A 24,823-nucleotide genomic window follows, 5' to 3' on the forward strand; every position below is an offset into this window, starting at 1 on the left:
TAAGGCTGCGATTGTCACGTTACGCTCCGTCGTCTTAGCCTCACGCTTCGTCCATTCTGCACATCCGTTCAGGCGAAAAGTCCGGGCGATGGCGCGTTGTGTTGGTCATGGTTCAGATCGAAAGAGGAGAAGAGCCCATGACTCGTTCGAAGATTGTCGCCGCCGCTGCCCTGCTGGCCATGGTTCCTGCCGCCGCGATCGCGCAGGAAGGCCCGGTGAGCTATGAAGAGCAGCTAGCGCAGGTCGAAACCCAGCTTGTCTATCAGGCGCCCATCGCCGGGGTCCAGAACGACTATTGGTTCAATTATCAGACCGACCTGGCCGAAGCGCGCAAGGAATTGACCAAGGATTTGCGCGGCTCCTCCGATGCGGAGGATAATCGCGACGCCTGGGAGGAATATCGTGCCGAACTGGCCGATGCGCGCGGCGATTATGCCAAGGAAATGGCCGAAAAAGGCTATCCGGTCGGCGAAGTGCGCGTCCTGACGGATAATGGCCGCTAACTGGCACCGCTGATCCGGGCGATGGAAGGGGCAAGCTTGGACTGTCCCTTCAATCGGCATCCGGATCGCGGAAATTGAGCCGTCGTGTCACCGTATAGTCCAGTACGCCCACCAGCAGATAGCTGATCCACTGTTTCAACAGCGTAATGCCGCTGCGCCCTGCCCGATACGTGTCCAACGCGATGCGCCGACTAGCCTGCGCCTCGCGTCCGATGAAATCGCGTACCTGCGCGGCAAAAGCGGCATCTTCGATCCGCAGCATCACCTCCAGGTTGATGAACAGGCTCCGCATGTCGAAATTGGCCGACCCCACATAGACCGCATCGTCGATGACGATCAGCTTCATGTGCAGCTTGCAGGGCTGATATTCGTAAATTTCCACGCCGCGCTTCAACAGCGGCCCATAGAGCAATCGGGCCGCCGCCACCGTTGCGCCATTGTCCGATTTGGCCGGCAGGATGAGGCACGCGCCTTTGCGCAGTGCTGCGCGCGCGATACGTTTCAGCATGCCCCGACCCGGCGAGAAATAGGCGGCGATCATGTCCACCCGGCCCGCCTGTTCCAGGTCGCGCTTTACCACCTGCGCCCAGGGGCTGAGCCGCCGGGTCGGTCCGCCGATCAGCCAGCGGAACGGGTCGGCCGGATGATGATGCAGCGACGGATGCCATTGCCGCACCATGTGCCGCAACGTGCGGAACCGATGTTTGCGTGTCGCCGTCCAGCGCCAGAGTTGACCATACCACCGCGTCATCGCCTCCACCTGATCGCCTTCGATCAGCAGGCCGACGTCGCGCCAGCAATCTTCCGCCGGGATGCCGAAATAGCCATCCTCGACATTGAAGCCGCCGATCATCAACCGCCGGTCGTCGGCGATCGCCATCTTCTGATGATTGCGAATCAGGTAGCGGGTGGTGCGGCCGGTCCCGAATCGCGCGAAATGCGCGCCCGCCTCGATCAGCGGTGCGAAGAAGCTGTCGGGAGTCTGCGACGAACCGAACCCATCGACCATCAACGTCACCGCCACGCCGCGTCCCCGCGCAGCAATCAGCGCGTCGCGCACCAATGTCCCGCTGCCATCGTCTGCGAAGATATAATAATAGAGTTTCAGGCTGTGCCGCGCCCGGTCGATCAGGGCGATCAGCGTGTCGCGCAGCGCCGCTCCGTCCGCGATCAGCCGCAGATGATTGTCCTGCAAGCTGAGGCTGATATCGTCCGTTTCGACATGGGAGGGGGTGGGCTCGATCGTTGCCATATCTGTCTTCATGCCCATTTTAACCGAGCACCGCCATGGCTTTATGGCCTTTTCATTGACTCTGGGTAGGGGGGCTGCTAGGCGACCGGTTCAGGATTTTTCCATTCCTTGTTTGCAGGAGGCCCTGTTTGGCCCGCGTTACAGTCGAAGATTGCGTCGACAAGGTTACCAACCGTTTTGACCTCGTCCTTCTCGCCGCCCAGCGTGCGCGCGAAATTTCCGGTGGTGCAGAGCTGACGCTCGACCGCGACCGCGACAAGAATCCGGTCGTCGCCCTGCGCGAAATCGCCGAAGAAACCGTATTGCCCGACGATCTGCATGATTCGGTCGTCGCGTCGCTGCAAAAGGTGCAGATCGACGATGACGATACACCAGATGAGATCGGCTCGATCGCCCAGTCGGCGGAGGCGCTGCGCCTCACCGCTGCTGCGCCGCCGCGCAACCAGAATATCGGTGGCGACTACGACGGCTGATCGTTTCAAAAGTTTGGAGAGGGAAAGAGGCTCGGCCCGCGCAAGCGGGACCGGGCCTCGACCTTTACAGGGATAAGAAAAAGGCGCGGGGGGCAAACCTCCGCGGCTTTTTCATTTCGGTTGTTAGCAGCTGCCGTTGCGATCGATCGCCCGGCCGGCCAGCGCACCGGCACCAGCGCCGATGATCGTGCCTGGAGCACGGTCGCCGCGCGTATCGACGGCCCGGCCCAGCAGGGCACCGGCTACACCACCGACCAGCAGGCCGGTCGTGCCGCCCGACTTGCGACAGCGATAGCGGCGGTCGTCGCGATAGTCACGGCGGTCGGCATAGCGATCGCCACGATAATGGTCGCCGCGATAGTCGCGATGATAACCGCGACGGTCATGATCGCGCGCGAAGGATGCCGATGGCACGACGGCGGTCATGGTGGCGGCGGCAAGAGCGGTAGCCATGATGGCCTTACGAATGAACATGCTGCTTCTCCTCGAACCTGTAATCTCTGACTGTGATTCGGGTTATGGCATGCGCACCATGTTGCGATCCTGAACCGCCCTGTTATCCGGCGTTCAGCTAAGTCGATCCCGCGTCAGAGTGACAGCCCCTGTTGCTGACCGTCCAGTTCCGGCAGCGCCCAGTCTATCGCCCCGCGTCCCTTTGCTTCCAGAAAGGCATTGGCCTTGGAAAAGGGCCGCGATCCCAGAAAACCGTTATGGGCCGACAAAGGGGAGGGGTGGGCGGACTTGATGACCAGATGCCGGCTTTGATCCACGAAGCTGGCCTTGCGCTGGGCATAGGCGCCCCACAAAAGGAAGACGACGGGCTCTTCCTTTTGTGCGACCAGGCGTACGATCGCGTCGGTGAACAATTCCCAACCCTTGCCCTGGTGCGATGCGGCGCGGCTCATCTCCACCGTCAGCACGCTGTTCAGCATTAGCACGCCCTGCTTCGCCCAATGTTCCAGAAAGCCGTGGCGCGCGCGCGGGATGCCCAGATCCGTCTCCATCTCCTTGTAGATGTTGACCAGGGACGGCGGCGTCCGCACGCCCGGTTGCACCGAAAAGCACAGGCCATGCGCCTGCCCTTCGCCATGATAGGGGTCCTGCCCCAATATCACCACCTTCACCTGATCCAGCGGCGTCAGGTCCAGCGCGCGGAAATATTCGCTGCCCTTGGGGAAGATGCGCTTTCCCGCCGCCTTTTCGGCCTGAAGAAACTGTTTCAGGCCCTGCATATGCGGGGCGGCAAATTGTTCGGCCAGCGGCGCGCGCCAGCTGTCGTCGAGCTTGATGATATCGTTCATGCCCGCCAGATGGGGCGCGGCACAAAGTCCTGTCAACCGGGCGCATTTGCCGATCCGGATCGGGGTAAAGGGTCTTGCCTCCCGCGCGGCGATCCGTAACAGGACAATCATGCCGCTTCACCGTTCGATCAGCCTGCTGGCCGCCCTTGGCCTGTTCTTCGCGCCCCTGCCCAGTGCCGACGCTTTCGGCCCGCCGCCCAAGTCGCAGGTCCAGCAGACGGCGGAGGCCAAGCTGCTCGGTGAGTTTACCCGCTTTTCCGCCTTGTCTGACGGTACGGTCGGCGTCGCGGTGCGCGATCTTCAGACGGGAGAGACGCAGGCGCTGAACGGCGACACCCTTTTCCCCATGGCCAGCGCCTACAAGGTCGCGGTGGCCGGCCGAATCTTCGCGCTGGTGGACGCCGGCGACTTGCGGCTGGACGATCAACTGGCGCTCGATCCCGCGCTGGCGAGCGAGGGGGGCATAGCCTGGATGTTCAACCGTCCCGGCGCGACCCTGTCGGTCGATCGGCTGCTGGCGTTGATGCTGCAAAAGAGCGACAATAATGCGACCGACGTGCTGGTGGCGCGCGCCGGCGGGCCGCAGGCGATCACCGCCTTCGTGACGAAATTGGGCGTCACCGGCCTGCGCGTCGATAGCGACACGGCACATCTTCTCTATCGCGCCATGGGCATCCATCCGCAGTCGGGCAGCTTCCGCCAGAATGCCGACGCCGCGCGCCGGGCCAACCCGCTGCTTGTCACGCGGGATATTCGCGACCTGCCCAATCTGGCCTTCGCCATGGAGCCGCAGGATACCGCCACGCCCACGGCGATGCTGGACCTCATCACCGCTTATGAATCGGGCCGCGCCTTGTCGGCGGCCAGTACCCAGCGGCTCTTCACCATCATGGCCCATTGCGAAACGGGCAAGGCGCGGATCGTCGGCATGCTGCCGCCCGGCACGGCGGTCACGCACAAGACCGGGTCGCTCAACGGCACCGGCAATGATGTCGGCATCGTCCGCCTGCCCGATGGCCGCCGCTTCGCCGTGGTCGCCTTCGTCATGAAGGACAGCAAGGGCCATGTGTCGCGCGACCGGATCATCGCGGAGGCTTCGCGCGCCGCCTATGATTATTTCCTCTATGCTCCCGACCGGGCGCACGGTCTGGCGCATAACTCTTAACAGGGATCAAGGCTGTCGTTACGCTGGCGCCTGAAGAGGATGCCGGAGATACAAGATATGAGCCGTATCACCCGCTTCCGGGATTTTTGGCCCTATTATTTGCAGGAACATGCCCGACCCGGCACGCGCGCGCTTCATTATGCGGGCACCAGCCTCGTGGTCGGGCTGATCGCAAGCCTGCCCTTTGCCGGCGGCTGGTGGATGGCGGCGGCGGTGCCGCTGGCGGGCTATGGTTTCGCCTGGGCCGGCCATGGCCTGATCGAGCGGAATCGCCCGGCAACCTTCCGCTACCCGTTCTGGTCGCTGCGAGCCGATTTCGTGATGTGGTATCGCTTCCTGACCGGCCGCATGGGATGCGATCTGGCGCGCGCCGGGGTGCGCCCGGACGGCACGGTCGATCCCGCACGGCGCGTGTCCGCCTGATGGCTTGACCCGGTCCTGCTCTCTGCCACAAGGGGCGCGATGACCTTGTCCGCCACCTTCTCGCAGCCCGACCGGGCAACCCTGGCACAACGTTGGCAGGCGCTGGAGGCGCGGTCGGACGGCAGCTTCTTCCTTGGGTGGACCTGGATTTCAGCCTGGCTCGACAGCTATGGCGTGCGCCCCGACCTGCTCGCCGTGACCGACGCAGCGGGATCGGATGTGGCGCTGGCGCTGCTGGGCCATGCGATGCGGCCCCGTCCGCTTGGCCGGGTCGCGACGCTCAGCCTCAACCAATCAGGCGATCCACAGGCCGACCGCCCCTATGTCGAATATAACGGCCTACTGGTGGAAAAGGGGCGGGAGGCGGAAGCGACCGCCGCTGCCCTCGCCGCCTTAATCCGCCGCCGCGACTGGCGTGCCTTGCAACTAAGCGGCATCGCGCCGGATGCGGCGCTTCTTGCCCTGCCGGTCCGGCGCCGCACGCGCGTCGATCGGTCGCCGGTCTATCAGGTGGATCTCGACGCGGTGCGTGCCGCCGACGGCGACTATCTCTCGTTGCTCAGCAGCAATAGCCGCAGCCAGATCCGGCGCGCGATGAAGGATCATGGCGGCCCGCTCCCCGACGTCAGCGTCGGCGGACTGGACGATGTCGGTATCTGGCTGGACGAAATGGCCGCGCTCAACGGCGGCCGTCATGCGAATAATGCGTGGGACGATGCCGGTTTCCGCAATTTCGTCGCGACCATCGCCGCTCGGGGGCTGCCGTCTGGCACGGTGGAACTGCTTCGTTTCACCGACGCCGGCGGCGTGGTTGGCCTGCTTGTCAATTTCGTCCATCGCGGCGCGGCGATGAACTATCAGTCCGCCTTCGCATCGCCCCGTACGGCCAAGGACAAGCCGGGCCTGCTCTGCCATGCGGCGGCGGTGGGCCATTATGCTGCCCGTGACCTGACCCGCTATTCGCTGCTCGCGGGCAAGGATCGCTATAAACAGAGCCTCGCCACTTGCGAGGAGTCGCTCGAATGGTGGGTGCTGGAACGCTTCAGCCCGCGCCTCGAAGCCGAAGCGCTGCTCCGCCGTCTGCTCAGGCGCCCAGTTTCCGCATGATGCGATAGACCAGCCGGCGGATGCCCTGCGCTTCGGGCTGGGCGCTGACCTTGCCGACCGGCAGGCCGCGCTTGCGCAGCAGTGCGTTGAAACTGTGCAGTTCGCCCTCCGCCACGCTGCGGTGAGACCGCCATGTCACCGACAGGCTCACCGATACGGTCGGGCCATTTTCCACGAAATGAGGGGCTTTCACCGGCACATGGATGGCGTCGCCCGGTTCCAGCCGAACTGCCTCGCCACGCGCCTTGAACCCGTCCTGCCAGACCAGGTTGCGATGCCCGCCGCCATGGAAATCCTCGCTCTTCTGCGCCGGAACCAGATGCTCGTCGCGCGCGGGGAAAACGGTCATCGTCTTCACGCCCATGATCTGGAGCAGGATATTATGCTCCGGGTCCATGTGAAACGGCGTCACGCTGCCGGGGGAGGAGAGGAAGATGAAGGCTTCCCGGTGCAGCATCGACCCGGTTTTCGTCGCCACGATCGGCTCAAGTTCCGCCAGCGCATCGTCCAGCAACGCAGCATAGGCCGGGTCGCGCTCGACATTCTTGAGCACCGCCCAACTGCCGTTCGTCTCGATCGTGCGGATCGTCTCGCCCAGCGTCAGCCCGTTGGACGGCGTCTCCTCGGCGGTCACGCCCAGCGGCAGCTTGCCCAGATTATATTCCACGGACGTCGTCGGCATCCGTTCGGCCAGCATCGCCAGTGCGTCCAGCGTCAGCAGGCCATGGCCGACCAGCCCATGGCTCAGCTTGGTCGACCGGTCGGGATAGGCGGCGGCAAAGATGGCACGCGCATCATCGGGGAAGGTGGCGCGGGCGGCCGGCGCAATCGGGCTATGGGCGGTCATGCCTGTCCTTTCAATCTTCGGGCGAGCGTCTCGACGCCGTTGGCGATGGCGAAGGCGGCGCTGCGCTGCATCCGTGCCATGCCGCTGCCGTGCAGCGCGATACGATATTGTACGATGGTCCGCCGTTCCGCCCACAGGCTGTCGATCATCGGATGATCGGCGGCGGCGCAACTGTCCATCCAGCCGATCGTCGGATCGTCCTGCACCGCATGGAGGTTGGCGATCTCGATCAGCACGCCGGGCGAAAAACGGCCCAGCGTCTCGTCGAAGGCGATCTTGAAGGAGAAGGCGCCTTCGCCATGGCGGAAATTGACCAACATCGCGATCGCCTGTCCGTCCAGGTCGATGCGCAGCATATGCAGCCGCCCCGCGTCGAGGGCGGCCATGCAGGCAGCCCGAAAGAAAGCGGCGTCGGCTGGTTTGCATCCCAGCGCCGTGCCTTCCCGTCCCTTCCATCCCGATGCTTCCAGCTTCAGGAAATCGTCGCACCAACCCGCCAGATCTTCCTGCGCGCTCAGCAGCCGCGTCTCGACCGTTCCCAGTTCCGCCAGCCTTTTTTGCAGGCGGCGCAATTCCTTGCGCTTCTTGGACCGAACATGGGTTTCCCAATAGCTGTCGGCGCTCAATTCGGACCGCAGCATCGCCCGGTCGTACCGATGGATTTCCACCCGCCCGCGCCGTTGCTCTACGCATAGCGCCTCCAGCGCGGCGGCATTGGCGCCGGCCGCATCCAATCCCTCCAGATGCAGAAAGCCACCGGCCCAGGACGCCGCGTCAAGTTGCGCCAGAAAGCCGCGCCAGGCCGCGATCTCGTCACCCTGCCGGATGATCGGCGCGCCGAAAAAGCAGTGATCGTGCATCCAGTTGCCGACGCAGCCGATCGGCAGCCGCCCATGGCGGATTTTGCCCACCACCGGCATCAGCCCGATGAGCCGGTCGCCGTCCCATGCTTCGATCAGATGCACATCCTGCCCGGCGGCCAGATGGTCGATGGCCGCGCCCAGCATGTCGGGCGCGTAAAAACCGTTGGCCTCGGCCGCCTCCCGCGCCAGCGAGAGCCAGGGCGCGCGCGCACCCTGATCGGTGCCGGAACCGGTTGTCGGAAGCGCGGGATGGGAAGCCATGTCCATGGCCCTGCCATAGGCGACAAAGATTAGGGGGCGGTAAAGATACGGGAAAGCCCGTTCGTCCCGCGCCGGTCAGGAGGGGTGGTTGGCGCAAGAGGGGTTTACAAGCCGCCGCAGATTGTTCGAGAGGGATGGAGCAGGGACGGAGGCTTATTCGCCGCTCATCCCAATGCCGAGAGGGAAATGCATGACGATCCTCGTTACGGGCGCCGCCGGTTTCATCGGCATGCACGTCGCCGACCGGTTGATGGCGCAGGGCCATGCGGTGGTCGGCATCGACAATATGAACGATTATTATGCCGTCTCGCTGAAGCGCGATCGCATCGCCCGGTTGCAGGCGGCCCATGGACGGCTCTTCACCTTCCACGAACTGGACTTTGCCGATCTTGATGCGTTGCAGGTCGCGCTCGCCGATCAGGTGATAGAATCGATCATTCATCTGGGGGCGCAGGCGGGGGTCCGCTATTCCCTGATCAATCCCCATGCCTATGTTCGCTCCAACCTGGCCGGCCATGTCAACATGCTTGAACTGGCGCGCGAACGGCGGGTGCGGCATCTGGTCTATGCCTCTTCTTCCTCCGTCTATGGCGGCAACGACAGCTTGCCCTTCCGGGTGGAGGATCGGGCCGACCATCCCGTCTCCCTCTACGCCGCGACCAAAAGGGCCGATGAACTGATGGGCGAGACCTACGCCCATCTCTTCCGTATCCCAATGACCGGACTGCGCTTCTTCACCGTCTATGGTCCATGGGGGCGTCCGGACATGGCGATGTGGATCTTTACCAAGAAGATATTGGCGGGCGAACCGATCCCGGTCTTCAACCATGGCCGGATGCAGCGCGATTTCACCTATATCGACGATATCGTCGATGGCGTCATCGCCTGCCTCGACCATCCACCTGCCGATGACGGTGCGGTCAAGGCTGGCGGCAGCCGCGCGCCGCACCGGCTCTACAATATCGGCAACAACCGGCCAGAGGAATTGATGCATCTGATCGCCGTGCTGGAAGATGCGCTGGGCAGGAAGGCGGAGATTGATTTTCAGCCGATGCAGCCGGGCGATGTCCATGCGACCTATGCCGATATCAGCGCCATATCGCAGGATGTCGGCTTTGCGCCGAGCATCGCAATCGAATCGGGCGTACCGCAATTCGTGCAATGGTATCGTGACTATCACGCGGCATCGTGACGTCATGGTGCGCCGCGGCACTAAGGGGTGAGATGTTCAGCGGCTCATCGCTAACCTTGGTCGCTTCATCTTGGGCTATTGGGGAGCAACCGATATAAAGTGCTAATTTTATCTCGCACTTGCAAAATAGATTGCCATAAGTGCCTGAAACGGCGTAAGCCGTCACCCATGTCGGTTGCGAAACTGGCTAGGGGTCGCGGAACGAAGGAAGACGGCACATCGAATGCGATGGTTCGTCGCCGTGGATCCGACGGGGTCTTCCGGTCGGTTGAAACGGATAAAAGGGCTAACGCGTGTCGACACCAGCTTCGAAAATCGTCCCCATCGGATCAGGCAGCCGTATCGTGGAGACTGCATGCCGCAGTCTGGCGATCGCGGCTACCGGACTGAATGCGCTGGAAGCCAAATTTGCCGAGCGGGATTTCGCCGCGACTTTCCTTCGCGTAATCGGCGTTATCATGAAGGTGCGCGGTCGCGTGATCGTGACGGGCATCGGCAAGAGCGGTATCGTCTCGCGAAAGATGACGGCGACGCTGACTTCCACCGGCACACCCGCGATCTTCCTGCATCCGGCCGATGCGGGACATGGCGATCTTGGCATGATCACACCGGACGATGTCGTGTTGATGCTGTCCCATTCGGGCGAATCGACCGAACTCGGACCGATCATCCATTATTGCAAGCGCTTCGCCATCCCGCTGGTCGCCATCACCGCTCAGGCGCAAAGCACGGTCGCCACATCGGCGGACATGTGCGTGCTGATGCCCGAAGTGGAGGAAGCCTGCCCCAATTCGCTGGCCCCCACCACATCCACCACGGTGCAGATGGCGCTGGGCGACGCGATCGCCATCTCGCTGATGGAAATGCGCGGTTTCTCTGCCGACGATTTCCACAAATTCCACCCCAATGGCAAGCTGGGCGCGCAACTGCTCAAGGTGCGCGAACTGATGGCCAAGGGCGGCGACGTGCCGATGGTGCGGGAGGATGCCTCGCTCCTCGACGCTACCATAGAAATGACGCGCGCCCGTCTCGGCGGCACGGCGGTCGTCGATCGCAACGGCCGGCTGATCGGTGCTTTCACCGATGGCGACCTGCGCCGTACCGTGACCGGCAAGCAGAATCTGACCGATTCGGTCGGCCGCTTCATGACCATGACGCCGCTGGCTGTCGGCCCCGACGAACTGGTATCCGAAGCATTGCATCTGATGCATGAGCATAACATCATGCTGCTGTTCGTCTGTGACAATGGTCGCCTGGTCGGCGCCGTTCACATGCACGACCTGTTGAACGCCGGGGTTGCCTGAGCCTTCTCGTCGTCATTCCCGCGCGGGCTGGATCGTCCCGCCTGCCGCGCAAGCCGCTCCGCCTGATTGCGGGGCGGACGCTGCTGCACCGTACCATCGCCATGGCGCGGGCGGCGATAGGTGATCGCGCCGACGTCGCGCTGACGGTCGCCACCGATGATGATGCCATTGCCGACCATGCCCGCGCGGCCGGTTGCGATGCGGTGATGACGGACAGCGCCATCGCCACTGGCTCCGGTCGCGCGCTGGCCGCCGCGCGCGCGCAACCGGAACCGCCGCGTCTCGTCGTCAATCTCCAGGGCGATTCGCCGTTCCAGCCCGAAGGCGCGCTCGGTGCCGTGATCGCTGCGCTTCAGGCGGGCGCGCCGGTCGCCACCCCGGTGATTTTGCTCGACTGGCCCGCGCTCGATGCGCTGCGCGAACATAAGATGCGCTCGCCCTTCAGCGGCACCACCTGCGCCCGCGCGCCGGACGGTCATGCCCTCTGGTTTTCCAAAACCATCATCCCCGCCATTCGCGGCGAGGACAAGTTGCGCGAAACCACGCCCCGCTCGCCGGTCTGGCGGCATGTCGGCCTCTACGGCTATGCCCTCGACGCGCTTGAGCGGTTCGAGGCCTGTCCGCCCACCGCGCTCGAAGATCTGGAGGGGCTGGAGCAATTGCGGCTGCTCGAACTGGGGATTCCGGTCATGACCGTCGCCGTCGCTCCGCCGCGTTTCGACAGCAGCGGCATCGATACGGAAGCGGATATCAGTCGGGTCGAAGCGCTGATCGCGCTCTATGGCGATCCCACGCCACCACTTTAAGCGCCGAACCATGCGTCGCCTCTTCATCATTCGGCACGGCAACACCTTTGCCACCAGCGCGGAAGCCTGCCGCGTCGGCGCGCGGACCGACATCCCGCTGGTGGAAAGCGGCCGCGCCCAGGCGGATAGGCTGGGGGATTGGTTCGCCCGGCAGGCGTTGCCCATCGACCGTCTTTTCTCCAGCCCCTTGCAACGCGCCCGCGAAACGGCCGATCGCATCGCGGCGGCCACCGGTCATGCCTGCGACGGCAGCCTCGACTGGCTGGGGGAAATCGACCACGGCCCTGATGAAGGCAAGGCGGAAGCGGACGTGCTCGCCCGCATCGGCGCGCAGGCGCTGGCCGACTGGGATGAACGTGGCATCGCGCCGGACGGCTGGATCGTCGATGCCGACCGGCGCGTCGCCGCCTGGCACGCCTTTTTCGCGGAGGGCGGCACGGGCATCGACTTGCTCGTCACCAGCAACGGCGCGGCCCGGTTCGCCCTGATTGCCGCGGGCCTGCCCCTCGGCGCGCTCAAATTGCGCACCGGCGCCTTTGGCGAACTGGCGGTCGATGCCGACGGCAAGGTCATGTTGGTGCGCTGGGACGATCGGCCCTGATCTTCAGCCGCACTCCACCGTAACATGTTCCATGCGCGGTAGTGCGCGCACCCGTGCCCGCACCTTGGCGCCGTCCGCGCCGGGGGCCAAACTGATGATCGCGGCATGGGCATGCGGTCCGATGCGCCAGACATGCAGGTCGCATATGGTCGCACCCTCGGCCTCCACCAACCCGCGCACCCGCGCCATCAACGCCGGCTCTGCCGTGTCGAGCAGGATTGCGGCGGTATCTTTCATCAATCCCCAGGCCCAACGGGCGATGACGACGGCGCCCAGCAGCCCGACCGCCGGGTCCATCCACCACCAGCCCAGATAACGCCCGGCCAGCAGCGCGCCGATCGCCAGCACGGACGTCAACGCATCGGTCAGCACATGCACATAGGCAGCGCGCAGATTATTGTCGCCATGGCCCTGTTTGTGCCCATGGTCATGATCGCCATGCCCATGCCCATGCCCATCGCCGTGCCCATGATCGTGACCATGGTCATGCCCCAGCAGGAAGGCGCTGATGATGTTGATGACAAGGCCGATGACCGCCACCAGCGTCGCTTCGCCAAAAGACACATCGATGCGCTGGAAGAACCGCATGCCCGATTCGATGGCGATGAACAGCGCCGTACCCAGCAGCAGCAGGGCGGAGGCGAAGCCGGCCAGATCGCCAACCTTGCCGGTCCCGAACGTGTAACGCGGGTTACGCGCATGGCGCTTGGCATAGCCATAGGCGGCCGCCGCGACCGCCAGCGCGCCGGCATGGGTCGCCATGTGAAAGCCGTCCGCCAGCAATGCCATCGACCCGGTGATCCAGCCGAAGGCGATCTCCACCACCATGGTCGTGGCGGTCAGCCATACGACCCACAAGGTCCGCTTCGCATTCTGGTCATGACCGGCGGACAGATAGATATGGTCGAAATAATGGCGGTCATCGCCCTCGTCCGATGCGGGGAGGGCGGTGTCTTGGGTGTCATGGCCATGTCCGCCATGATGGTGGCCATGTTCGTGCCGGTGCCCGTGCCCATTTTCGTCATGATCGTGCATCGTCATTTCCCGTAGCGGCGAATCAGCGCCAGCATTTCCTCGGTCGCGGCCGTCCGCGCCTCGTCGGACAGGCCCGGTCTGGCAACATGCTCGCGCATATGCTGTTCGATCAACTCTTCCATCAGGCTGCCGACCGCGCCGCGCACCGACGCGACCAGTTGCAGCGTTTCAGAACAGCCCGCGTCTCCCGCCAACTGTCGTTCGACAGCGGCGACCTGGCCTGCAATCCGGCGCACCCGCGCCAGCAACTTGTCTCGATCCGCGATAATGTGCATAGGGTACCCCCCTATACTATATTTCCCAAGACGCATAGCCCATCTTTCGCCTAACAGGGGGCATGGCGGACGAACTGGACTGCGACCTGGCGATCATTGGCGGCGGCCTCTCCGGCGGCCTGATCGCGCTTGCCTTTGCTGCCTTGCGGCCGGAAGTCCGGCTGGTGCTGGTCGAACAGGGGGAACGGCCTGGCGGCAACCATATCTGGTCCTTCTTCGACGGCGATGTCGCGCCTGCTGATCGCTGGCTGGTCGATCCGCTGGTGGCCCATCGCTGGCCGCAGGGGCATCAGGTTGATTTTCCAGCCTATAGTCGGCAACTGAGCACGCCCTATAACAGCGTAAATACTGTCCAACTCGCTGTCGCACTTGAACGGTCTTTGGGCGAAAAATTGCTTGTCCATGCTACGGTCAAGGCGCTTGCGTCCGATCATGTCGCACTGGCAGACGGCCGGACGATCAGGGCGCAAGCGGTAATAGATGCGCGGGGCGCGGGCGACCTGTCGGCACTGCGGTGCGGCTGGCAGAAGTTCGTCGGTCATGCCCTGCGATGCGATGCGCCCCACGGCATCGACCGCCCGGTCATCATGGACGCGACGGTCGATCAACAGGACGGCTATCGGTTCGTCTATCTGCTCCCTTGGGACGATCGAACCATTTTCATCGAGGATACCTATTATAGCGACAGGCCAAACCTCGACATTCCCACCCTCGATGCCCGCATCGCCGCCTATGCGCAGGCGAAAGGCTGGCACGGCGAGGTCGTCCATCGCGAACGGGGCGTGCTGCCCGTCGTTCATGGCGGGGACTTCGACCGCTACTGGCCAAAGGATGATCCCGTCGCCCGCGCCGGGGTGCGCGCCGGCCTGTTCCAGCCGATGACCGGCTATTCCTTGCCTGACGCGGTGCGATTCGCCCGCTGGTTGGCCGATCAGCCGCTCGACGGCCTCGCCGCGGCGACCCGCGCCTATGCCAGGGCACATTGGCGGCACGGCGGCTATTATCGTCTGCTTGGCAAAATGCTGTTCGGCGCTGCCCGCCCCGATCAGCGTTGGCGCATTTTCGCCCGTTTCTATCGTCTCCGCCCCGCGCTGATCCAGCGCTTCTATGCCGGTCGGTCGACGATCGCCGACCGCATCCGCATCTTGTGCGGACGGCCGCCCGTGCCCATAAGGGATGCCATGCGAACATTGTGGAATCCGCCCGCCTGATGAACAGGCCAAATCCCAGACGCGCGATCGTCATCGGCGCCGGCTTTGGCGGCCTGGCGCTTGCCATTCGGCTGCAATCGGCCGGCATAGACACGACGCTGGTGGAGGCGCGCGATCGCCCTGGCGGCCGGGCCTATATGTGGGAAAAGGACGGCTTCACCTTTGACGCCGGCCCGACCGTCATCACCGACCCCGATTGCCTGGCGGAATTGTGGCGCCTGTCGGGCCATGACATCACACAGGATGTCACCTTGATGCCGGTCTCGCCCTTCTACCGGCTCAACTGGCGCGACGGCACCAATTTCGATTATTCGAACGACGAAGCTGCCTTGCGCGCCGAAATCGCCAAACTCGATCCGAACGATGTCGCCGGCTACGAACGCTTCTGCGATTATGCCGCCGGCGTGTATGAGGAGGGGTATCGCAAGCTCGGCGCAGTCGCCTTCCTCGACTTCGCCTCCATGATCAAGGCTGCGCCCAGCCTTGCCAAATATCAGGCCTGGCGGTCCGTCTATTCCGTCGTCGCCAGCCATGTGAAGAATGAGAAGCTGCGCGAGGCGCTTTCTTTCCACACGCTTCTGGTCGGGGGCAATCCGATGAAGACCAGCGCGATCTACGCGCTTATCCACAAGCTGGAAAAGGATGGCGGCGTCTGGTTCGCCAAGGGCGGCACCAATCGACTGGTGCAGGGCATGGCCACGCATTTCGAACGGCTTGGCGGCACATTGCGGCTGGGCGACGCGGTCACCCGGATCGAAACCTATGGGGACAAGGCGACTGCGGTGCATACCGCGTCGGGCTGGCGGGGGGAGGCGGATGCGATCGCCACCAATGCCGACCTTATGCACAGCTATCGCGATCTGCTGGGCCACCATCCGCGCGGACAAAAGCAGGGCCAGAAGCTGGCGCAAAAGCGCTGGTCGCCCAGCCTGTTCGTGCTGCATTTCGGCATCAAGGGAAGCTGGCCGGGCATCCCGCATCATATGATTTTGTTCGGTCCGCGCTATGAAGGGCTGCTGACCGACATCTACGATCATGGCGTCCTGCCGCAGGATTTCTCCCTCTATCTGCACCATCCGACCGTGACCGATCCGTCGATGGCGCCGGATGGCCATTCGACCTTCTATGCGCTCGCGCCCGTGCCGCATATGGGTAAGCTGCCGATAGACTGGGATCAGTTCGGGCATGCCTATGCAGAACGCATCCTGGATGAAATCCAGCATCGGCTGATTCCCGATATCCGGTCGCGGATCGTCACGCGGTTCCATTATGCGCCAACCGATTTCGACCGCGATCTCAACGCGCATATGGGGAGCGCCTTCAGCCTGGAGCCGTTGCTGACCCAGAGCGCATGGTTCCGTGCGCACAATCGCGACGATGTCATTCCCAACCTCTATCTGGTAGGGGCCGGCACCCACCCCGGTGCGGGCATCCCCGGCGTGGTAGGCAGCGCCAAGGCTACCGCAGCGCTGATGTTGGACGATTTACGATAAGGGGCACGGCCCCACGGACGGACGAAATGAAGAGACTGGCAGTATATTGCGGATCGGCGACGCCGGCCGACCTCACCTATATCGACGCGGCGCGCCATGTCGGTCGCACGCTGGCGGAGCGTGGCATCGGCGTCGTCTATGGCGGCGGGCGTCTGGGCCTGATGGGCGCGGTGGCGGATGCGGCGCTGGACGCAGGCGGCGAGGTGATCGGCGTGATCCCCGAAGCGCTGGTCGGTGCGGAAGTCGCGCATCGTGGCTGCACCCAATTGCACGTCGTCCAGACCATGCACCAGCGCAAGCAGCTCTTCACCGATCTGTCGGACGGGTTCGTGACGCTGCCGGGCGGTGTCGGCACGATGGACGAATTATGGGAAGCGATCAGTTGGGCGCAACTGGGCTATCACAGCAAGCCGGTGGGGCTTCTCAACGTCGCGGGCTTCTACGATCAACTCATCGGCTTTAATCGTCAGATGGTGGAGGCCGGCTTCATCCGTGCCCAGCATGCCGGCATCCTCATCCACGACGACAGCATCGAAGGGCTGGTCGACGCGATGGCCGCCTATCAGCCGCATGAGACGATCTTCGCGATGAAGGCTGCGCGGCTTTGATTCAGTTTTAAAATGCTCCGTTCGCTTCGAGCGAAGTCGAGAAGCTGCTAGCGCGGTGCTTCTGGTTTCTCGACACGCTCGAAACGAACGGAGGGCGGGTGACTTTCCGTGCGGAGCAGGGCATGTCGTGACCATGTCTTCCGCTATCCCCGATCGCGCTGCCCTCGTCACCCATGCCCGCGACAGTATCGCGCGCGGCTCCAAATCCTTCGCCATGGCGTCGAAACTGTTCGATCGCGTGACGCGCGAACGGGCCTGGCTGCTCTACGCCTGGTGCCGCAAGTGCGACGATATCGCCGATGGCCAGGATCATGGGGGCGCGATGACCAGCGTGTCCGATGCGCAGGCGCGCCTCTCCATGATGCGGGTGCTGACGGACAAGGCGCTACGCGGCGAGCCGACCGGTGACCCCGCCTTTGATGGCTTCGGCGTGGTGATGCGCGAATGCGCGATCCCCGCCGTCTATGCCCATGACCTGATCGAGGGGTTCGCGCTCGACGCCCGCGACTGGCGCCCTCGCACAGAGGACGACATGCTGCGCTATTGCTATCATGTCGCCGGCGCAGTCGGCTGCATGATGGCGGTGCTGATGGGGGTCGATCCGGAAGATCAGGCCACGCTCGACCGGGCCTGCGACCTTGGCCTTGCCTTCCAGCTCGCCAATATCGCCCGCGACATCAGTGAGGATGAGGCAGCCGACCGCTGCTACCTGCCGCAGGAGTGGCTGGCGGAAATGGATATTCCACCTGGCGAGCATATGAAGCCCTGGGTTCGCCCGCGCCTTGCCATCCTTGCCCGCCGCATGGCCGACATGGCCGCCGCTTATGAGGCAAGCGCGCGCCACGGGACGGGTGCGTTGCCGCCTCGTGCGGCCTGGGCCGTGCTGGCGGCGGCGGGCATTTATGGCGATATCGCCCGACATGTCGCACACCGGGGCGAACATGCGTGGGACCAGCGCGTCGTGACGCCCAAGCGCGAGAAGCTGGGCTGGGTGGCAAGAGCAGCGGTTCAGGTCGTCGGCAGGGCGCGCCGCTGGCCGGCTTCCACCCTTCGTCCCGCTACGCTCTGGACCCGCTCCGACTAACGGCGCGGCGGCCTGGCCGTCTGCATTGGCGCAGGACAAAAAAAGGGCCGGTACTTTCGTACCGACCCAAGGCATGTTCGCAGGAGGAACATCGGAAGGCGGGGCGGCGAACAAGCCGCCCGGCCAATGCGGTGAAAACTTACTGGTTGTAGGCGCGCTCGCCATGTTCGCCGAGGTCGAGGCCTTCATATTCGACCTCCTGGCTGACCCGCAGACCGGTGACGGCCTTGGCGATGAAGATGGCGATGGCAGTGCCGATCGATGCCCAGATGATGGTCACGACGACCGCTTCGATCTGAACCAGCAGCTTGGCGCCGATTGCATAATCTTCCGCGCCGGGGCCACCAAAGGCGGGCGAGTAAACGATCGCGGTACCGATCGCGCCGATCATGCCGCCGATGCCGTGGATGCCGAAGGCGTCCAGCGAGTCGTCATAGCCAAGCTTGGGCTTGAGGACGGTGACGGCGTAGAAGCAGATGATCGAAGCCACAGCACCCAGGATGATCGCGCCGAACGGACCGGAGTTGCCGGCGGCAGGCGTGACGGCAACGAGGCCGGCGATAATGCCCGAGCAGAAGCCCAGGGCCGAGCCTTTGTGACCGTTCAGCTTTTCGGCCAGCATCCAGAACAGACCACCCGAAGCCGTAGCGACGAAGGTGTTGATCATGGCGAGTGCGGCAGAACCGTTGGCTTCCAGTGCCGAACCGGCGTTGAAGCCGAACCAGCCGACCCACAGCAGGCCGGTGCCCACGCCGGTCAGCGTCAGGCTGTGCGGGGCCATCGGTTCCTTGGGGAAGCCGATACGCTTGCCCAGGATGAGGCAGGCCACCAGAGCGGATACGCCGGCATTGATGTGCACCACGGTGCCGCCGGCGAAGTCGAGTGCGCCCGCCTTGAAGAAATAGCCCGAGGCGGCCCAGACCATGTGAGCGATCGGGAAATAGACGATCGTCAGCCAGATGGCGGCGAACACCATGACGGCCGAAAATTTGATGCGTTCGACCACCGAACCCAGCACCAGCGCGACGGTGATCGCGGCGAAGGTCATCTGGAAGCAGACGAAGACATATTCAGGGATTTCGACGCCGGCCGTGAAGGTCGCAGCCTGCGAAGCGGGTGTGATGCCCTTCAGGAACGCCTTGTCGAAGGTCGAAACGAAGTTGGAAAGGCCGCTGGTATAGTCGGGGCCGAAGGCCATCGAATAACCGTACATGACCCAGATGAGCATCGCGAGACAGGCGGCAGCGCCGATCTGCGTCATCACCGACAGCATATTCTTGCTGCGGACCAGGCCGCCGTAGAAGAGGGCCAGGCCCGGCAGGATCATCGCCAGCACCAGGATGGTGGACGTCATCATCCAGGCGGTATCGCCCTTGTCGACCGTGGCGGCGGGTGCCGCAGCGTCCTGCGCCCAGGCGGGCAGGGCAGCGAAGAGCGAAAGCGCGGTCGCCCCCGCCACGCTGCTGATTTTCTTGGAAAAGGTCATCATTCCCCCCTTCTTACAGCGCGGTTTCGCCGGTCTCGCCGGTGCGGATGCGCACGGCCTGACCGACATCGAGGACGAAGATCTTGCCATCGCCGATGGCGCCCGAATTGGCGGCCGCCTGGGTCGCTTCCACGACGCGGGGCGCGAGGTCGTCGTCGCAGACCACCTCGATCTTGATCTTCGGGACCATGTTCGTCGAATATTCGGCGCCGCGGTAGATTTCGGTCTGCCCCTTTTGGCGGCCGAAGCCCTTCACTTCGCTGACCGTCATTCCTGCGATGCCGAGCGAGGAGAGTGCCTCGCGGACATCGTCAAGCTTGAACGGCTTGATGATAGCCATGACAAGTTTCATGTCGCCCCCTGTTACTGGTGTGCGGGGACATACTCAGCAAGAGGCGTGCCAAAACACTAAAGGCGCGTTAACGCGAGGTTATGCTGCGACGGTTATCGAAATGACGCCAAAAAATTGTGCAGCGCGATTTTGCTGCCTAAAAAATGGGCAGCGGCCACCTGCGGCCGCCTACCAGTGCGCGCCTTCGGCGACTGCTGCTGCCTCTTCCGGCGTAGTAGGGCGTCCCAGTACCGCGTTGCGATGGGGAAAATGTCCGAAACGCGCGATAGTTGCATGATGCTTGCGTGCAAAATCGAGCGACTGTTCGTCACCAGCACCTTCAAACAACGCCAACGAGAAGTCCTGATCCTCGATCGCTTCGCTATGTTGGAATGGCATGTAGAAGAAAAGGCGCCCGGCGCCGCCGATCTGGATGTCGTAGCCCAGTGCGATAGCGCCACGGGCCACGTCGCGCGCCAAGGGGTCGGTCGCGAAGGCCTCTGCCGTACCGCGGAACATGTTGCGTGGTAACTGGTCGAACAGCAGGATCGCTGCGAGTGCATCGTCCGCGCGATCGAGAAAGCCTTCCGGGGACAGCGCCTGCTTTTCCTGCCACAAGGTCCGGAAACGCGCAGCACAGGCCCGGTCAAGGTCGGGGTCATGGCTATACCAACCCTGTTCACCGACCTGGTTGAACCAGAAATCGAGCAGGGCGGCGGCCCAGTCGGCCGTCACCGCATCGTGGCTATCGGTCAGCATGTTCATACCCAATGAACAATGATCATGCGATGCCGTTCCGCCATTCATGCGATAGCAGGCTCAGGTCGCCGTGCCGCCTATCGTCAGGCCTTCCAGCAGCAATGTGGGCTGGCCCACACCCGCCGGCACGCTCTGCCCACCCTTGCCACACATGCCGATGCCTTCGTCCAGCGCCCAGTCGTTGCCGATACCGATCACCTTGGTCAGCGCGGTCGGCCCGTCGCCGATCAGGGTCGCGCCCTTGATCGGATCGCCGATCTTGCCATTTTCGACCTTGTAGGCTTCGGTGCAGGAGAAGACGAACTTGCCCGATACGATATCGACCTGCCCACCGCCGAAACTCTTGGCGAAGATGCCTGACTTCATGCGGCTCAGCAGGTCTTCCGGATTGTCCTGACCGCCCTTGATGAAGGTATTGGTCATACGCGGCATGGGAGCATGGGCGTAGCTTTCGCGGCGGCCATTGCCGGTGGGGGCGACGCCCATCAGCCGGGCGTTCAGCCGGTCCTGCATATAGCCCTTGAGGATGCCATCCTCGATCAGGATATTTTCCTGCGTCGGCGTGCCTTCATCATCGACGGAGAGCGAACCGCGGCGGCTCATGATGCTGCCATCGTCCACCACCGTGACGCCGGGCGCGGCGACGCGCTGGCCGATGCGGCCGGAAAAGGCGCTGGTGCCCTTGCGGTTGAAATCGCCTTCCAGGCCGTGGCCGATCGCCTCATGCACCAGCACGCCGGGCCAGCCTGGGCCAAGCAGCACGGTCATTTCGCCGGCGGGCGCGGCGATGGAGCGCAGATTGACCTGCGCTTGGGCAAGAGCTTCGTCGATGGCCCGGTTCCAGATCGTCGGGTCCATCACCTCGTCATACAGATAGCGGCCACCAATGCCGAACACGCCGGTCTCGCGACGGCCATTCTCCTCCAGAATGACGGAAACGTTCAGGCGGACGAGCGGGCGAATGTCGGTCGCGGTAAAGCCGTCGGCGCGGACGATTTCCACCACCGACCAGCTGCCAGCCAGGCTGACCGACACTTGCGCCACGCGCGGATCGCGGGCGCGGGCGGCGGCGTCGATCTCACCGCACAGCTTCACCTTCTCAGCGAAGGGAACGATCTCAAGCGGGTTGGCATCGGTGTAAAGGTGGCGATTGGTGTGCAGCGGCGGCGGGGCGGGCTGGCCTTTGGCCGGATCGAGCAGGGACAGCGTCTGCGCCGCTTTCGCGATCGCGGCTTCGCTAATGTCGTTGGCATGGGCAAAGCCGGTCATTTCGCCCGATACGCCGCGCAGGCCAAATCCGGCGTCGGTCGAATAATCGGCGGTTTTCAACCGCCCGTCGTCGAAGCCGAAGCTCTCGCTCGCCCGATATTGCAGATAGAGCTCGCCGTCGTCGCATGCGCCCAATGCCTGAGCGGTCAGGCGGCGCGCAGCATCGGGATCGAGAAGGCCCGGACGATAAAGAAGGCCACGGGCATCAGTGAAGAGGGGGGCGAGGTCGGTCATGCCACCCGATATAGGGGCGGCATCACCCAAGCCCAACGGAAATTTTAGAGGCTGGCACCCGAAGCAATGTCAGGCTTCGTCGCGACGTCGCCATGGTCGGCCACGCCGCCGATCAGCACGAAGCGACGGTCGCAATAGCCGCAATCGACATAGCCATGCTCGTCGATTTCCAGAAAGACGCGCGGATGGCCCAGGGCGGCGGGAATGTCTCCGCTGCCGTCGCAGGACACGCGGGACTTGGAGACTCGGATGGTTTCGGGCGGCTGGATCATGGCAAAGCGGTTAGCAGCCGTGCCGGTGCGCTGCAATATGCGGCTTTACATCAATGAAGACTGATGCCGGAGGCGGGGCATTTTGCCGTGTGTGTTGGCGGTCTTTGCGACCAAGATCGCTAATCTATTCATCTCGTTCATTGCCGCTCGCCCGGGTAGTGAGTACTGTGATCTCATGAACCAAGACCGCGACGACGCCCCGGACGCCTATCGGCTTGACGCGCAACTCATGTCCGACCTGTGGATTTTTCGTGCTGCGGCGCGGTTCGGGTCGATCACCGAGGCCGCCCGCCATCTGAACGTAACCCAAGGGGCGGTCAGTCAGCGCGTGCTTCGCCTGGAGGGTCGGCTTGGCGCGGCGATGTTCGCAAGAAACAAGGGGCGCATCAGCCTGACCGAGGCGGGCACGTCATTGATGCTGGCGATGACCGACGTTGCCGCAACGCTGAATACCACGCTCAGCGGCATAAACCGCCAGCAAGGCGGAGCGATCGTCGTCAGTTGCCTGCCATCATTAGCGACCGAATGGCTGGTCCCAAATCTCGAGAGTTTCTACGCCGAGCATCCGGGGATCGAAATCTTCGTCCGGTCCGAGCTGCTCCCGTCGACCGCCGAGCGACTTGAGGACGACGGGATCGACGTGGCGATTGACTATTCGCCCCAGGCCCCAGCCGGGCTCCACGAATTGGCATCGTTGCAGGAGCAGCTGTTCCCGGTGAGCTCACGCGAATATCGCGAGCAATTAGAACAGCACGGCAACCTTGCCTCCGAGCCAGTCGTGGTGTTGCACGACGACAGCCCGTGGATCGGTGGTGCCGCAGGGGACGAATGGGCAGCCTGGCGCGACGCCGCAGGCCGCCAATGGCCGGACGGCAAGCGTACCGAGCGCCATTTCAACATGGCGCATCTCGCTTATCACGCCGCGATGTGCGGACGAGGCCTGGCAATGGGCCGCGCCGTGATCGTGAACCGGCTGATGACGCGCGGCGAGCTTACCCTCGCCCTCGATGCGCCGCCTGTCCCCGGCCCGACCTTCCGCTTTCTGACTCACCGGCCCGGCAATGCCAATTCGCCGGTCAGACGCTTTGCCGCCTGGTCGGTCAAGGCGATGCGCGAGACACAGTTGCAGACCCTGTCGCTCCTGACGAATCCGGGATGAGCATCCCCTAATGAGTTCAATAGCAATGCTGGGTTGCCGGGAAGGGGTCTTGCCGGGATCATTGGCATCATGAGCCAAAGCCTTAGCAGAATCTCGAAGCGCTCCTTCTACACCGCCGACCTCCTCGGCAGCAATTAGGACATGGCGATCGATCTTCCGCCCGAACCTGGGTTTTCGGACGCCATGTCCGCGCTGGTTCGACAATTGCGCAGTAGGCAGGTCACCGTCTGGCGTGGACCCGCCAAGCGCGCGCGTGCCGAGGCACCTCCGATCGCCATCGCCGAACTGGTCGCGGCGCGCAAACGCATGGAGCGCTTCCAGCCTGTGCTCCGCCGGCTGTTTCCACAAAGCGAATGGGACGGGCGCGTGCGCTCGGCATTGCTGGATTGCCCGATCGTGCCCACCGGGATCGGATATCTGCGGATCAAGGCCGATCATGCGCTTCCCATGACCGGGTCGATCAAGGCCCGCGGCGGCATCTACGATCTGCTGTGCCGGATCGAGCGGATCGCGCTTGCCGAGGGGCTGATTGGAGAAGGCGACGATTATCTGGCCTTAACCACGAGCAATGCGAAGCGGGCGCTTGGTCGCCATCGCATCGTTGTCGCCAGCACCGGCAATCTCGGCTTCAGCATCGGCCTGGCCGCGCGCGCTTTCGGCATGGCCGCACAGGTCCATATGTCGCATGACGCGAAGCGCTGGAAAAAAGATCGGCTCACCGCGCTGGGGGTGGAGGTCGTCGAGCATCCGTTCGATTATTCCCGGACGGTGCTTGCCGCCGAAGCTTCGGCACAAGCCGCAGGCGACGACTTTATCGACGACACAAGTTCGCGCGATCTGATGATCGGATACGCACTCGCCGGCGACGAGATCATCGAGCAACTCGCCGATGCCGGGGCCGTGCCGAGTGTCGAGCGACCATTGGTGGTCTATCTGCCGTGCGGGGTGGGCGGCGCGCCTGGAGGCGTGACGTTTGCGCTAAAGGAACGCCTCGGCGCCGCGGTGCACTGTGTGTTCGTCGAGCCAGTGGCGTCGCCGTGCATGATGATCGCGCTCGCCAATAGCGGCGTCCCGGCCCCCATTTATGAATATGGGCTCGACAATGATACCATCGCGGACGGCCTCGCCGTTCCATTGGCGTCGGATCTCGTACTCGACACGGTGGGCGACCGCATCGACGCGGTTGTTGCCGTCCCCGACGGGATGATGCTCGAATGGGTGGCACGGGCGTGGCGCGAGGCCGGACTGCGGCTCGAACCTTCCGCGGCAGCGGCGTTGGCGGCGATCACCCCGTTCGTCGAGGCCGCGCCGCATTTGCAGGACGCGGTGCACGTCGCCTGGGCGACAGGGGGGTCGCTGCTGCCCGACGACGAGTTCGCCGCGCTGCTGCGCGCCGCCGATGCGGGCGCTTATCATTCCAGCTAATGCCCCTTTGAGTTTTTCGGCATTGGAGAGAGGCTCCGGCCATGGTCCGTTGCACCATGAGCCGGAACACCGGCCGTATCGATG

27 protein-coding genes are annotated in these 24,823 nt (G+C 63.8%); 15 read left to right on the top strand and 12 right to left on the bottom strand.

All coding sequences use genetic code 11. The features are described from left to right. The first annotated feature begins 137 nt into the window (after window positions 1-137). Window positions 138-503 (top strand): hypothetical protein, encoded by a 366-nt coding sequence (locus tag AC07UX_RS19530; protein WP_495193643.1) that lies wholly within the window; start codon window positions 138-140, stop codon window positions 501-503. 49 nt (window positions 504-552) lie between these two features. On the opposite strand, the gene AC07UX_RS19535 is transcribed toward AC07UX_RS19530, so the two are convergent. Then, window positions 553-1,755 carry a phospholipase D-like domain-containing protein gene (locus AC07UX_RS19535; protein ID WP_495193644.1) on the bottom strand — a complete coding sequence of 401 codons (1,203 nt, stop codon included), beginning with the start codon at window positions 1,753-1,755 and terminating at the stop codon, window positions 553-555. A gap of 128 nt (window positions 1,756-1,883) precedes the next feature. Here AC07UX_RS19535 and rpoZ point away from each other — a divergent pair, with 128 nt between their 5' ends. Then, on the top strand, window positions 1,884-2,228 hold the full coding sequence (rpoZ, locus tag AC07UX_RS19540; protein ID WP_120250960.1) for a DNA-directed RNA polymerase subunit omega: 345 nt from the start codon (window positions 1,884-1,886) through the stop codon (window positions 2,226-2,228). 123 nt (window positions 2,229-2,351) lie between these two features. Here rpoZ and AC07UX_RS19545 read toward each other — a convergent pair whose 3' ends face one another. Next, window positions 2,352-2,702: a glycine zipper 2TM domain-containing protein gene (locus tag AC07UX_RS19545; protein WP_150426711.1), complete on the bottom strand. Its 351-nt coding sequence runs from the start codon at window positions 2,700-2,702 to the stop codon at window positions 2,352-2,354. Window positions 2,703-2,815: 113 nt separating this feature from the next. Beyond that, a complete protein-coding gene (ung, locus tag AC07UX_RS19550) occupies window positions 2,816-3,529 on the bottom strand; it encodes a uracil-DNA glycosylase (protein ID WP_495193645.1) in 714 nt (237 codons plus the stop codon). A gap of 109 nt (window positions 3,530-3,638) precedes the next feature. On the opposite strand from ung, the gene AC07UX_RS19555 reads away from it, so the two are divergent. Genes AC07UX_RS19555 through AC07UX_RS19565 form a run of 3 tightly spaced genes read left to right on the top strand, consistent with a single transcriptional unit; the run spans window position 3,639 to window position 6,224 of the window. Continuing rightward, complete coding sequence (locus AC07UX_RS19555) at window positions 3,639-4,694, top strand: serine hydrolase (protein ID WP_495193697.1); 1,056 nt, start codon at window positions 3,639-3,641, stop codon at window positions 4,692-4,694. Window positions 4,695-4,751: 57 nt separating this feature from the next. Then, window positions 4,752-5,117: an Mpo1-like protein gene (locus AC07UX_RS19560; RefSeq protein ID WP_495193646.1), complete on the top strand. Its 366-nt coding sequence runs from the start codon at window positions 4,752-4,754 to the stop codon at window positions 5,115-5,117. A 39-nt stretch (window positions 5,118-5,156) separates the two neighbouring features. Next, the gene (locus AC07UX_RS19565; protein WP_495193647.1) at window positions 5,157-6,224 is read left to right on the top strand and encodes a GNAT family N-acetyltransferase; all 1,068 of its coding nucleotides are present in this window, start codon (window positions 5,157-5,159) and stop codon (window positions 6,222-6,224) included. Here AC07UX_RS19565 and AC07UX_RS19570 read toward each other — a convergent pair. Next, a complete protein-coding gene (locus tag AC07UX_RS19570; RefSeq protein WP_495193648.1) occupies window positions 6,202-7,071 on the bottom strand; it encodes a cupin-like domain-containing protein in 870 nt (289 codons plus the stop codon). The genes AC07UX_RS19565 and AC07UX_RS19570 overlap by 23 nt on opposite strands. Beyond that, window positions 7,068-8,201, bottom strand: a complete 1,134-nt coding sequence (locus tag AC07UX_RS19575) for a GNAT family N-acetyltransferase (RefSeq protein ID WP_495193649.1) — start codon at window positions 8,199-8,201, stop codon at window positions 7,068-7,070. The genes AC07UX_RS19570 and AC07UX_RS19575 overlap by 4 nt, the downstream gene beginning before the upstream one ends. A 184-nt stretch (window positions 8,202-8,385) precedes the next feature. Here AC07UX_RS19575 and AC07UX_RS19580 point away from each other — a divergent pair, with 184 nt between their 5' ends. The 4 genes from AC07UX_RS19580 (at window position 8,386) to AC07UX_RS19595 (ending at window position 12,098) form a co-directional block, all read left to right on the top strand. Then, on the top strand, window positions 8,386-9,387 hold the full coding sequence (locus AC07UX_RS19580) for an NAD-dependent epimerase/dehydratase family protein (RefSeq protein WP_495193650.1): 1,002 nt from the start codon (window positions 8,386-8,388) through the stop codon (window positions 9,385-9,387). Between the two features lie 344 nt (window positions 9,388-9,731). Further along, on the top strand, window positions 9,732-10,691 hold the full coding sequence (locus AC07UX_RS19585; RefSeq protein WP_495193698.1) for a KpsF/GutQ family sugar-phosphate isomerase: 960 nt from the start codon (window positions 9,732-9,734) through the stop codon (window positions 10,689-10,691). Continuing rightward, on the top strand, window positions 10,688-11,497 hold the full coding sequence (gene kdsB, locus AC07UX_RS19590) for a 3-deoxy-manno-octulosonate cytidylyltransferase (protein WP_495193699.1): 810 nt from the start codon (window positions 10,688-10,690) through the stop codon (window positions 11,495-11,497). Before AC07UX_RS19585 ends, kdsB begins: the two co-directional genes overlap by 4 nt. Window positions 11,498-11,507: 10 nt before the next feature. Next, window positions 11,508-12,098, top strand: a complete 591-nt coding sequence (locus AC07UX_RS19595) for a histidine phosphatase family protein (protein ID WP_495193651.1) — start codon at window positions 11,508-11,510, stop codon at window positions 12,096-12,098. A 3-nt stretch (window positions 12,099-12,101) separates the two neighbouring features. Here AC07UX_RS19595 and dmeF read toward each other — a convergent pair whose 3' ends face one another. Together dmeF and AC07UX_RS19605 are read right to left on the bottom strand one after the other, a co-directional pair. Then, complete coding sequence (gene dmeF / locus AC07UX_RS19600) at window positions 12,102-13,139, bottom strand: CDF family Co(II)/Ni(II) efflux transporter DmeF (protein ID WP_495193652.1); 1,038 nt, start codon at window positions 13,137-13,139, stop codon at window positions 12,102-12,104. Next, window positions 13,136-13,408, bottom strand: a complete 273-nt coding sequence (locus tag AC07UX_RS19605) for a metal/formaldehyde-sensitive transcriptional repressor (protein ID WP_495193653.1) — start codon at window positions 13,406-13,408, stop codon at window positions 13,136-13,138. The genes dmeF and AC07UX_RS19605 overlap by 4 nt, the downstream gene beginning before the upstream one ends. Before the next feature lie 62 nt (window positions 13,409-13,470). Between AC07UX_RS19605 and crtY the strand changes: the two genes are divergently transcribed. The 4 genes from crtY to AC07UX_RS19625 all read left to right on the top strand — a co-directional run bounded on the left by crtY (window position 13,471) and on the right by AC07UX_RS19625 (window position 17,804). Next, entirely contained in the window at window positions 13,471-14,619 is a 1,149-nt protein-coding gene (crtY, locus tag AC07UX_RS19610; RefSeq protein WP_495193654.1) for a lycopene beta-cyclase CrtY, read from the top strand. Continuing rightward, on the top strand, window positions 14,619-16,112 hold the full coding sequence (locus AC07UX_RS19615) for a phytoene desaturase (RefSeq protein ID WP_495193655.1): 1,494 nt from the start codon (window positions 14,619-14,621) through the stop codon (window positions 16,110-16,112). Before crtY ends, AC07UX_RS19615 begins: the two co-directional genes overlap by 1 nt. Before the next feature lie 26 nt (window positions 16,113-16,138). Beyond that, window positions 16,139-16,720, top strand: a complete 582-nt coding sequence (locus AC07UX_RS19620; RefSeq protein ID WP_495193656.1) for an LOG family protein — start codon at window positions 16,139-16,141, stop codon at window positions 16,718-16,720. 133 nt (window positions 16,721-16,853) lie between these two features. Next, window positions 16,854-17,804, top strand: coding sequence for a phytoene/squalene synthase family protein (locus AC07UX_RS19625; RefSeq protein ID WP_495193657.1), 951 nt, complete (start codon window positions 16,854-16,856; stop codon window positions 17,802-17,804). A gap of 139 nt (window positions 17,805-17,943) precedes the next feature. Here the strand turns inward: AC07UX_RS19625 and AC07UX_RS19630 are convergent, their stop codons facing one another. From AC07UX_RS19630 to AC07UX_RS19650, 5 genes are all read right to left on the bottom strand, one after another. After that, window positions 17,944-19,290 (bottom strand): ammonium transporter, encoded by a 1,347-nt coding sequence (locus tag AC07UX_RS19630; protein ID WP_495193700.1) that lies wholly within the window; start codon window positions 19,288-19,290, stop codon window positions 17,944-17,946. 13 nt (window positions 19,291-19,303) lie between these two features. Then, window positions 19,304-19,642 carry a P-II family nitrogen regulator gene (locus AC07UX_RS19635; protein WP_004209785.1) on the bottom strand — a complete coding sequence of 113 codons (339 nt, stop codon included), beginning with the start codon at window positions 19,640-19,642 and terminating at the stop codon, window positions 19,304-19,306. A gap of 168 nt (window positions 19,643-19,810) precedes the next feature. Then, window positions 19,811-20,386 (bottom strand): DUF924 family protein, encoded by a 576-nt coding sequence (locus tag AC07UX_RS19640; protein WP_495193658.1) that lies wholly within the window; start codon window positions 20,384-20,386, stop codon window positions 19,811-19,813. A 54-nt stretch (window positions 20,387-20,440) separates the two neighbouring features. Next, window positions 20,441-21,883 carry a metalloprotease TldD gene (tldD, locus tag AC07UX_RS19645; protein ID WP_495193659.1) on the bottom strand — a complete coding sequence of 481 codons (1,443 nt, stop codon included), beginning with the start codon at window positions 21,881-21,883 and terminating at the stop codon, window positions 20,441-20,443. Between the two features lie 44 nt (window positions 21,884-21,927). After that, window positions 21,928-22,155 carry a zinc-finger domain-containing protein gene (locus AC07UX_RS19650; RefSeq protein WP_184269542.1) on the bottom strand — a complete coding sequence of 76 codons (228 nt, stop codon included), beginning with the start codon at window positions 22,153-22,155 and terminating at the stop codon, window positions 21,928-21,930. Window positions 22,156-22,330: 175 nt separating this feature from the next. Here AC07UX_RS19650 and AC07UX_RS19655 point away from each other — a divergent pair, with 175 nt between their 5' ends. Together AC07UX_RS19655 and dsdA are read left to right on the top strand one after the other, a co-directional pair. Then, window positions 22,331-23,314, top strand: a complete 984-nt coding sequence (locus tag AC07UX_RS19655) for a LysR substrate-binding domain-containing protein (RefSeq protein WP_495193660.1) — start codon at window positions 22,331-22,333, stop codon at window positions 23,312-23,314. Window positions 23,315-23,455: 141 nt separating this feature from the next. Then, a complete protein-coding gene (gene dsdA / locus AC07UX_RS19660; protein ID WP_495193661.1) occupies window positions 23,456-24,739 on the top strand; it encodes a D-serine ammonia-lyase in 1,284 nt (427 codons plus the stop codon). The last annotated feature ends 84 nt before the right edge of the window (window positions 24,740-24,823 follow it).

It is taken from the genome of Sphingobium sp. GW821-FHT02B05, assembly GCF_059421905.1.

Coding starts and splice junctions, on each gene's coding strand:
- AC07UX_RS19530 (WP_495193643.1), top strand. CDS start 138: ATGACTCGTTCGAAGATTGTCGCCGCCGCTGCCCTGCTGGCCATGGTT.
- AC07UX_RS19535 (WP_495193644.1), bottom strand. CDS start 1,755: ATGGCAACGATCGAGCCCACCCCCTCCCATGTCGAAACGGACGATATC.
- AC07UX_RS19545 (WP_150426711.1), bottom strand. CDS start 2,702: ATGTTCATTCGTAAGGCCATCATGGCTACCGCTCTTGCCGCCGCCACC.
- ung (WP_495193645.1), bottom strand. CDS start 3,529: ATGAACGATATCATCAAGCTCGACGACAGCTGGCGCGCGCCGCTGGCC.
- AC07UX_RS19555 (WP_495193697.1), top strand. CDS start 3,639: ATGCCGCTTCACCGTTCGATCAGCCTGCTGGCCGCCCTTGGCCTGTTC.
- AC07UX_RS19560 (WP_495193646.1), top strand. CDS start 4,752: ATGAGCCGTATCACCCGCTTCCGGGATTTTTGGCCCTATTATTTGCAG.
- AC07UX_RS19565 (WP_495193647.1), top strand. CDS start 5,157: ATGACCTTGTCCGCCACCTTCTCGCAGCCCGACCGGGCAACCCTGGCA.
- AC07UX_RS19570 (WP_495193648.1), bottom strand. CDS start 7,071: ATGACCGCCCATAGCCCGATTGCGCCGGCCGCCCGCGCCACCTTCCCC.
- AC07UX_RS19575 (WP_495193649.1), bottom strand. CDS start 8,201: ATGGACATGGCTTCCCATCCCGCGCTTCCGACAACCGGTTCCGGCACC.
- AC07UX_RS19580 (WP_495193650.1), top strand. CDS start 8,386: ATGACGATCCTCGTTACGGGCGCCGCCGGTTTCATCGGCATGCACGTC.
- AC07UX_RS19595 (WP_495193651.1), top strand. CDS start 11,508: ATGCGTCGCCTCTTCATCATTCGGCACGGCAACACCTTTGCCACCAGC.
- dmeF (WP_495193652.1), bottom strand. CDS start 13,139: ATGACGATGCACGATCATGACGAAAATGGGCACGGGCACCGGCACGAA.
- AC07UX_RS19605 (WP_495193653.1), bottom strand. CDS start 13,408: ATGCACATTATCGCGGATCGAGACAAGTTGCTGGCGCGGGTGCGCCGG.
- crtY (WP_495193654.1), top strand. CDS start 13,471: ATGGCGGACGAACTGGACTGCGACCTGGCGATCATTGGCGGCGGCCTC.
- AC07UX_RS19615 (WP_495193655.1), top strand. CDS start 14,619: ATGAACAGGCCAAATCCCAGACGCGCGATCGTCATCGGCGCCGGCTTT.
- AC07UX_RS19620 (WP_495193656.1), top strand. CDS start 16,139: ATGAAGAGACTGGCAGTATATTGCGGATCGGCGACGCCGGCCGACCTC.
- AC07UX_RS19625 (WP_495193657.1), top strand. CDS start 16,854: ATGTCTTCCGCTATCCCCGATCGCGCTGCCCTCGTCACCCATGCCCGC.
- AC07UX_RS19630 (WP_495193700.1), bottom strand. CDS start 19,290: ATGACCTTTTCCAAGAAAATCAGCAGCGTGGCGGGGGCGACCGCGCTT.
- AC07UX_RS19635 (WP_004209785.1), bottom strand. CDS start 19,642: ATGAAACTTGTCATGGCTATCATCAAGCCGTTCAAGCTTGACGATGTC.
- AC07UX_RS19640 (WP_495193658.1), bottom strand. CDS start 20,386: ATGAACATGCTGACCGATAGCCACGATGCGGTGACGGCCGACTGGGCC.
- tldD (WP_495193659.1), bottom strand. CDS start 21,883: ATGACCGACCTCGCCCCCCTCTTCACTGATGCCCGTGGCCTTCTTTAT.
- AC07UX_RS19650 (WP_184269542.1), bottom strand. CDS start 22,155: ATGATCCAGCCGCCCGAAACCATCCGAGTCTCCAAGTCCCGCGTGTCC.
- AC07UX_RS19655 (WP_495193660.1), top strand. CDS start 22,331: ATGAACCAAGACCGCGACGACGCCCCGGACGCCTATCGGCTTGACGCG.
- dsdA (WP_495193661.1), top strand. CDS start 23,456: ATGGCGATCGATCTTCCGCCCGAACCTGGGTTTTCGGACGCCATGTCC.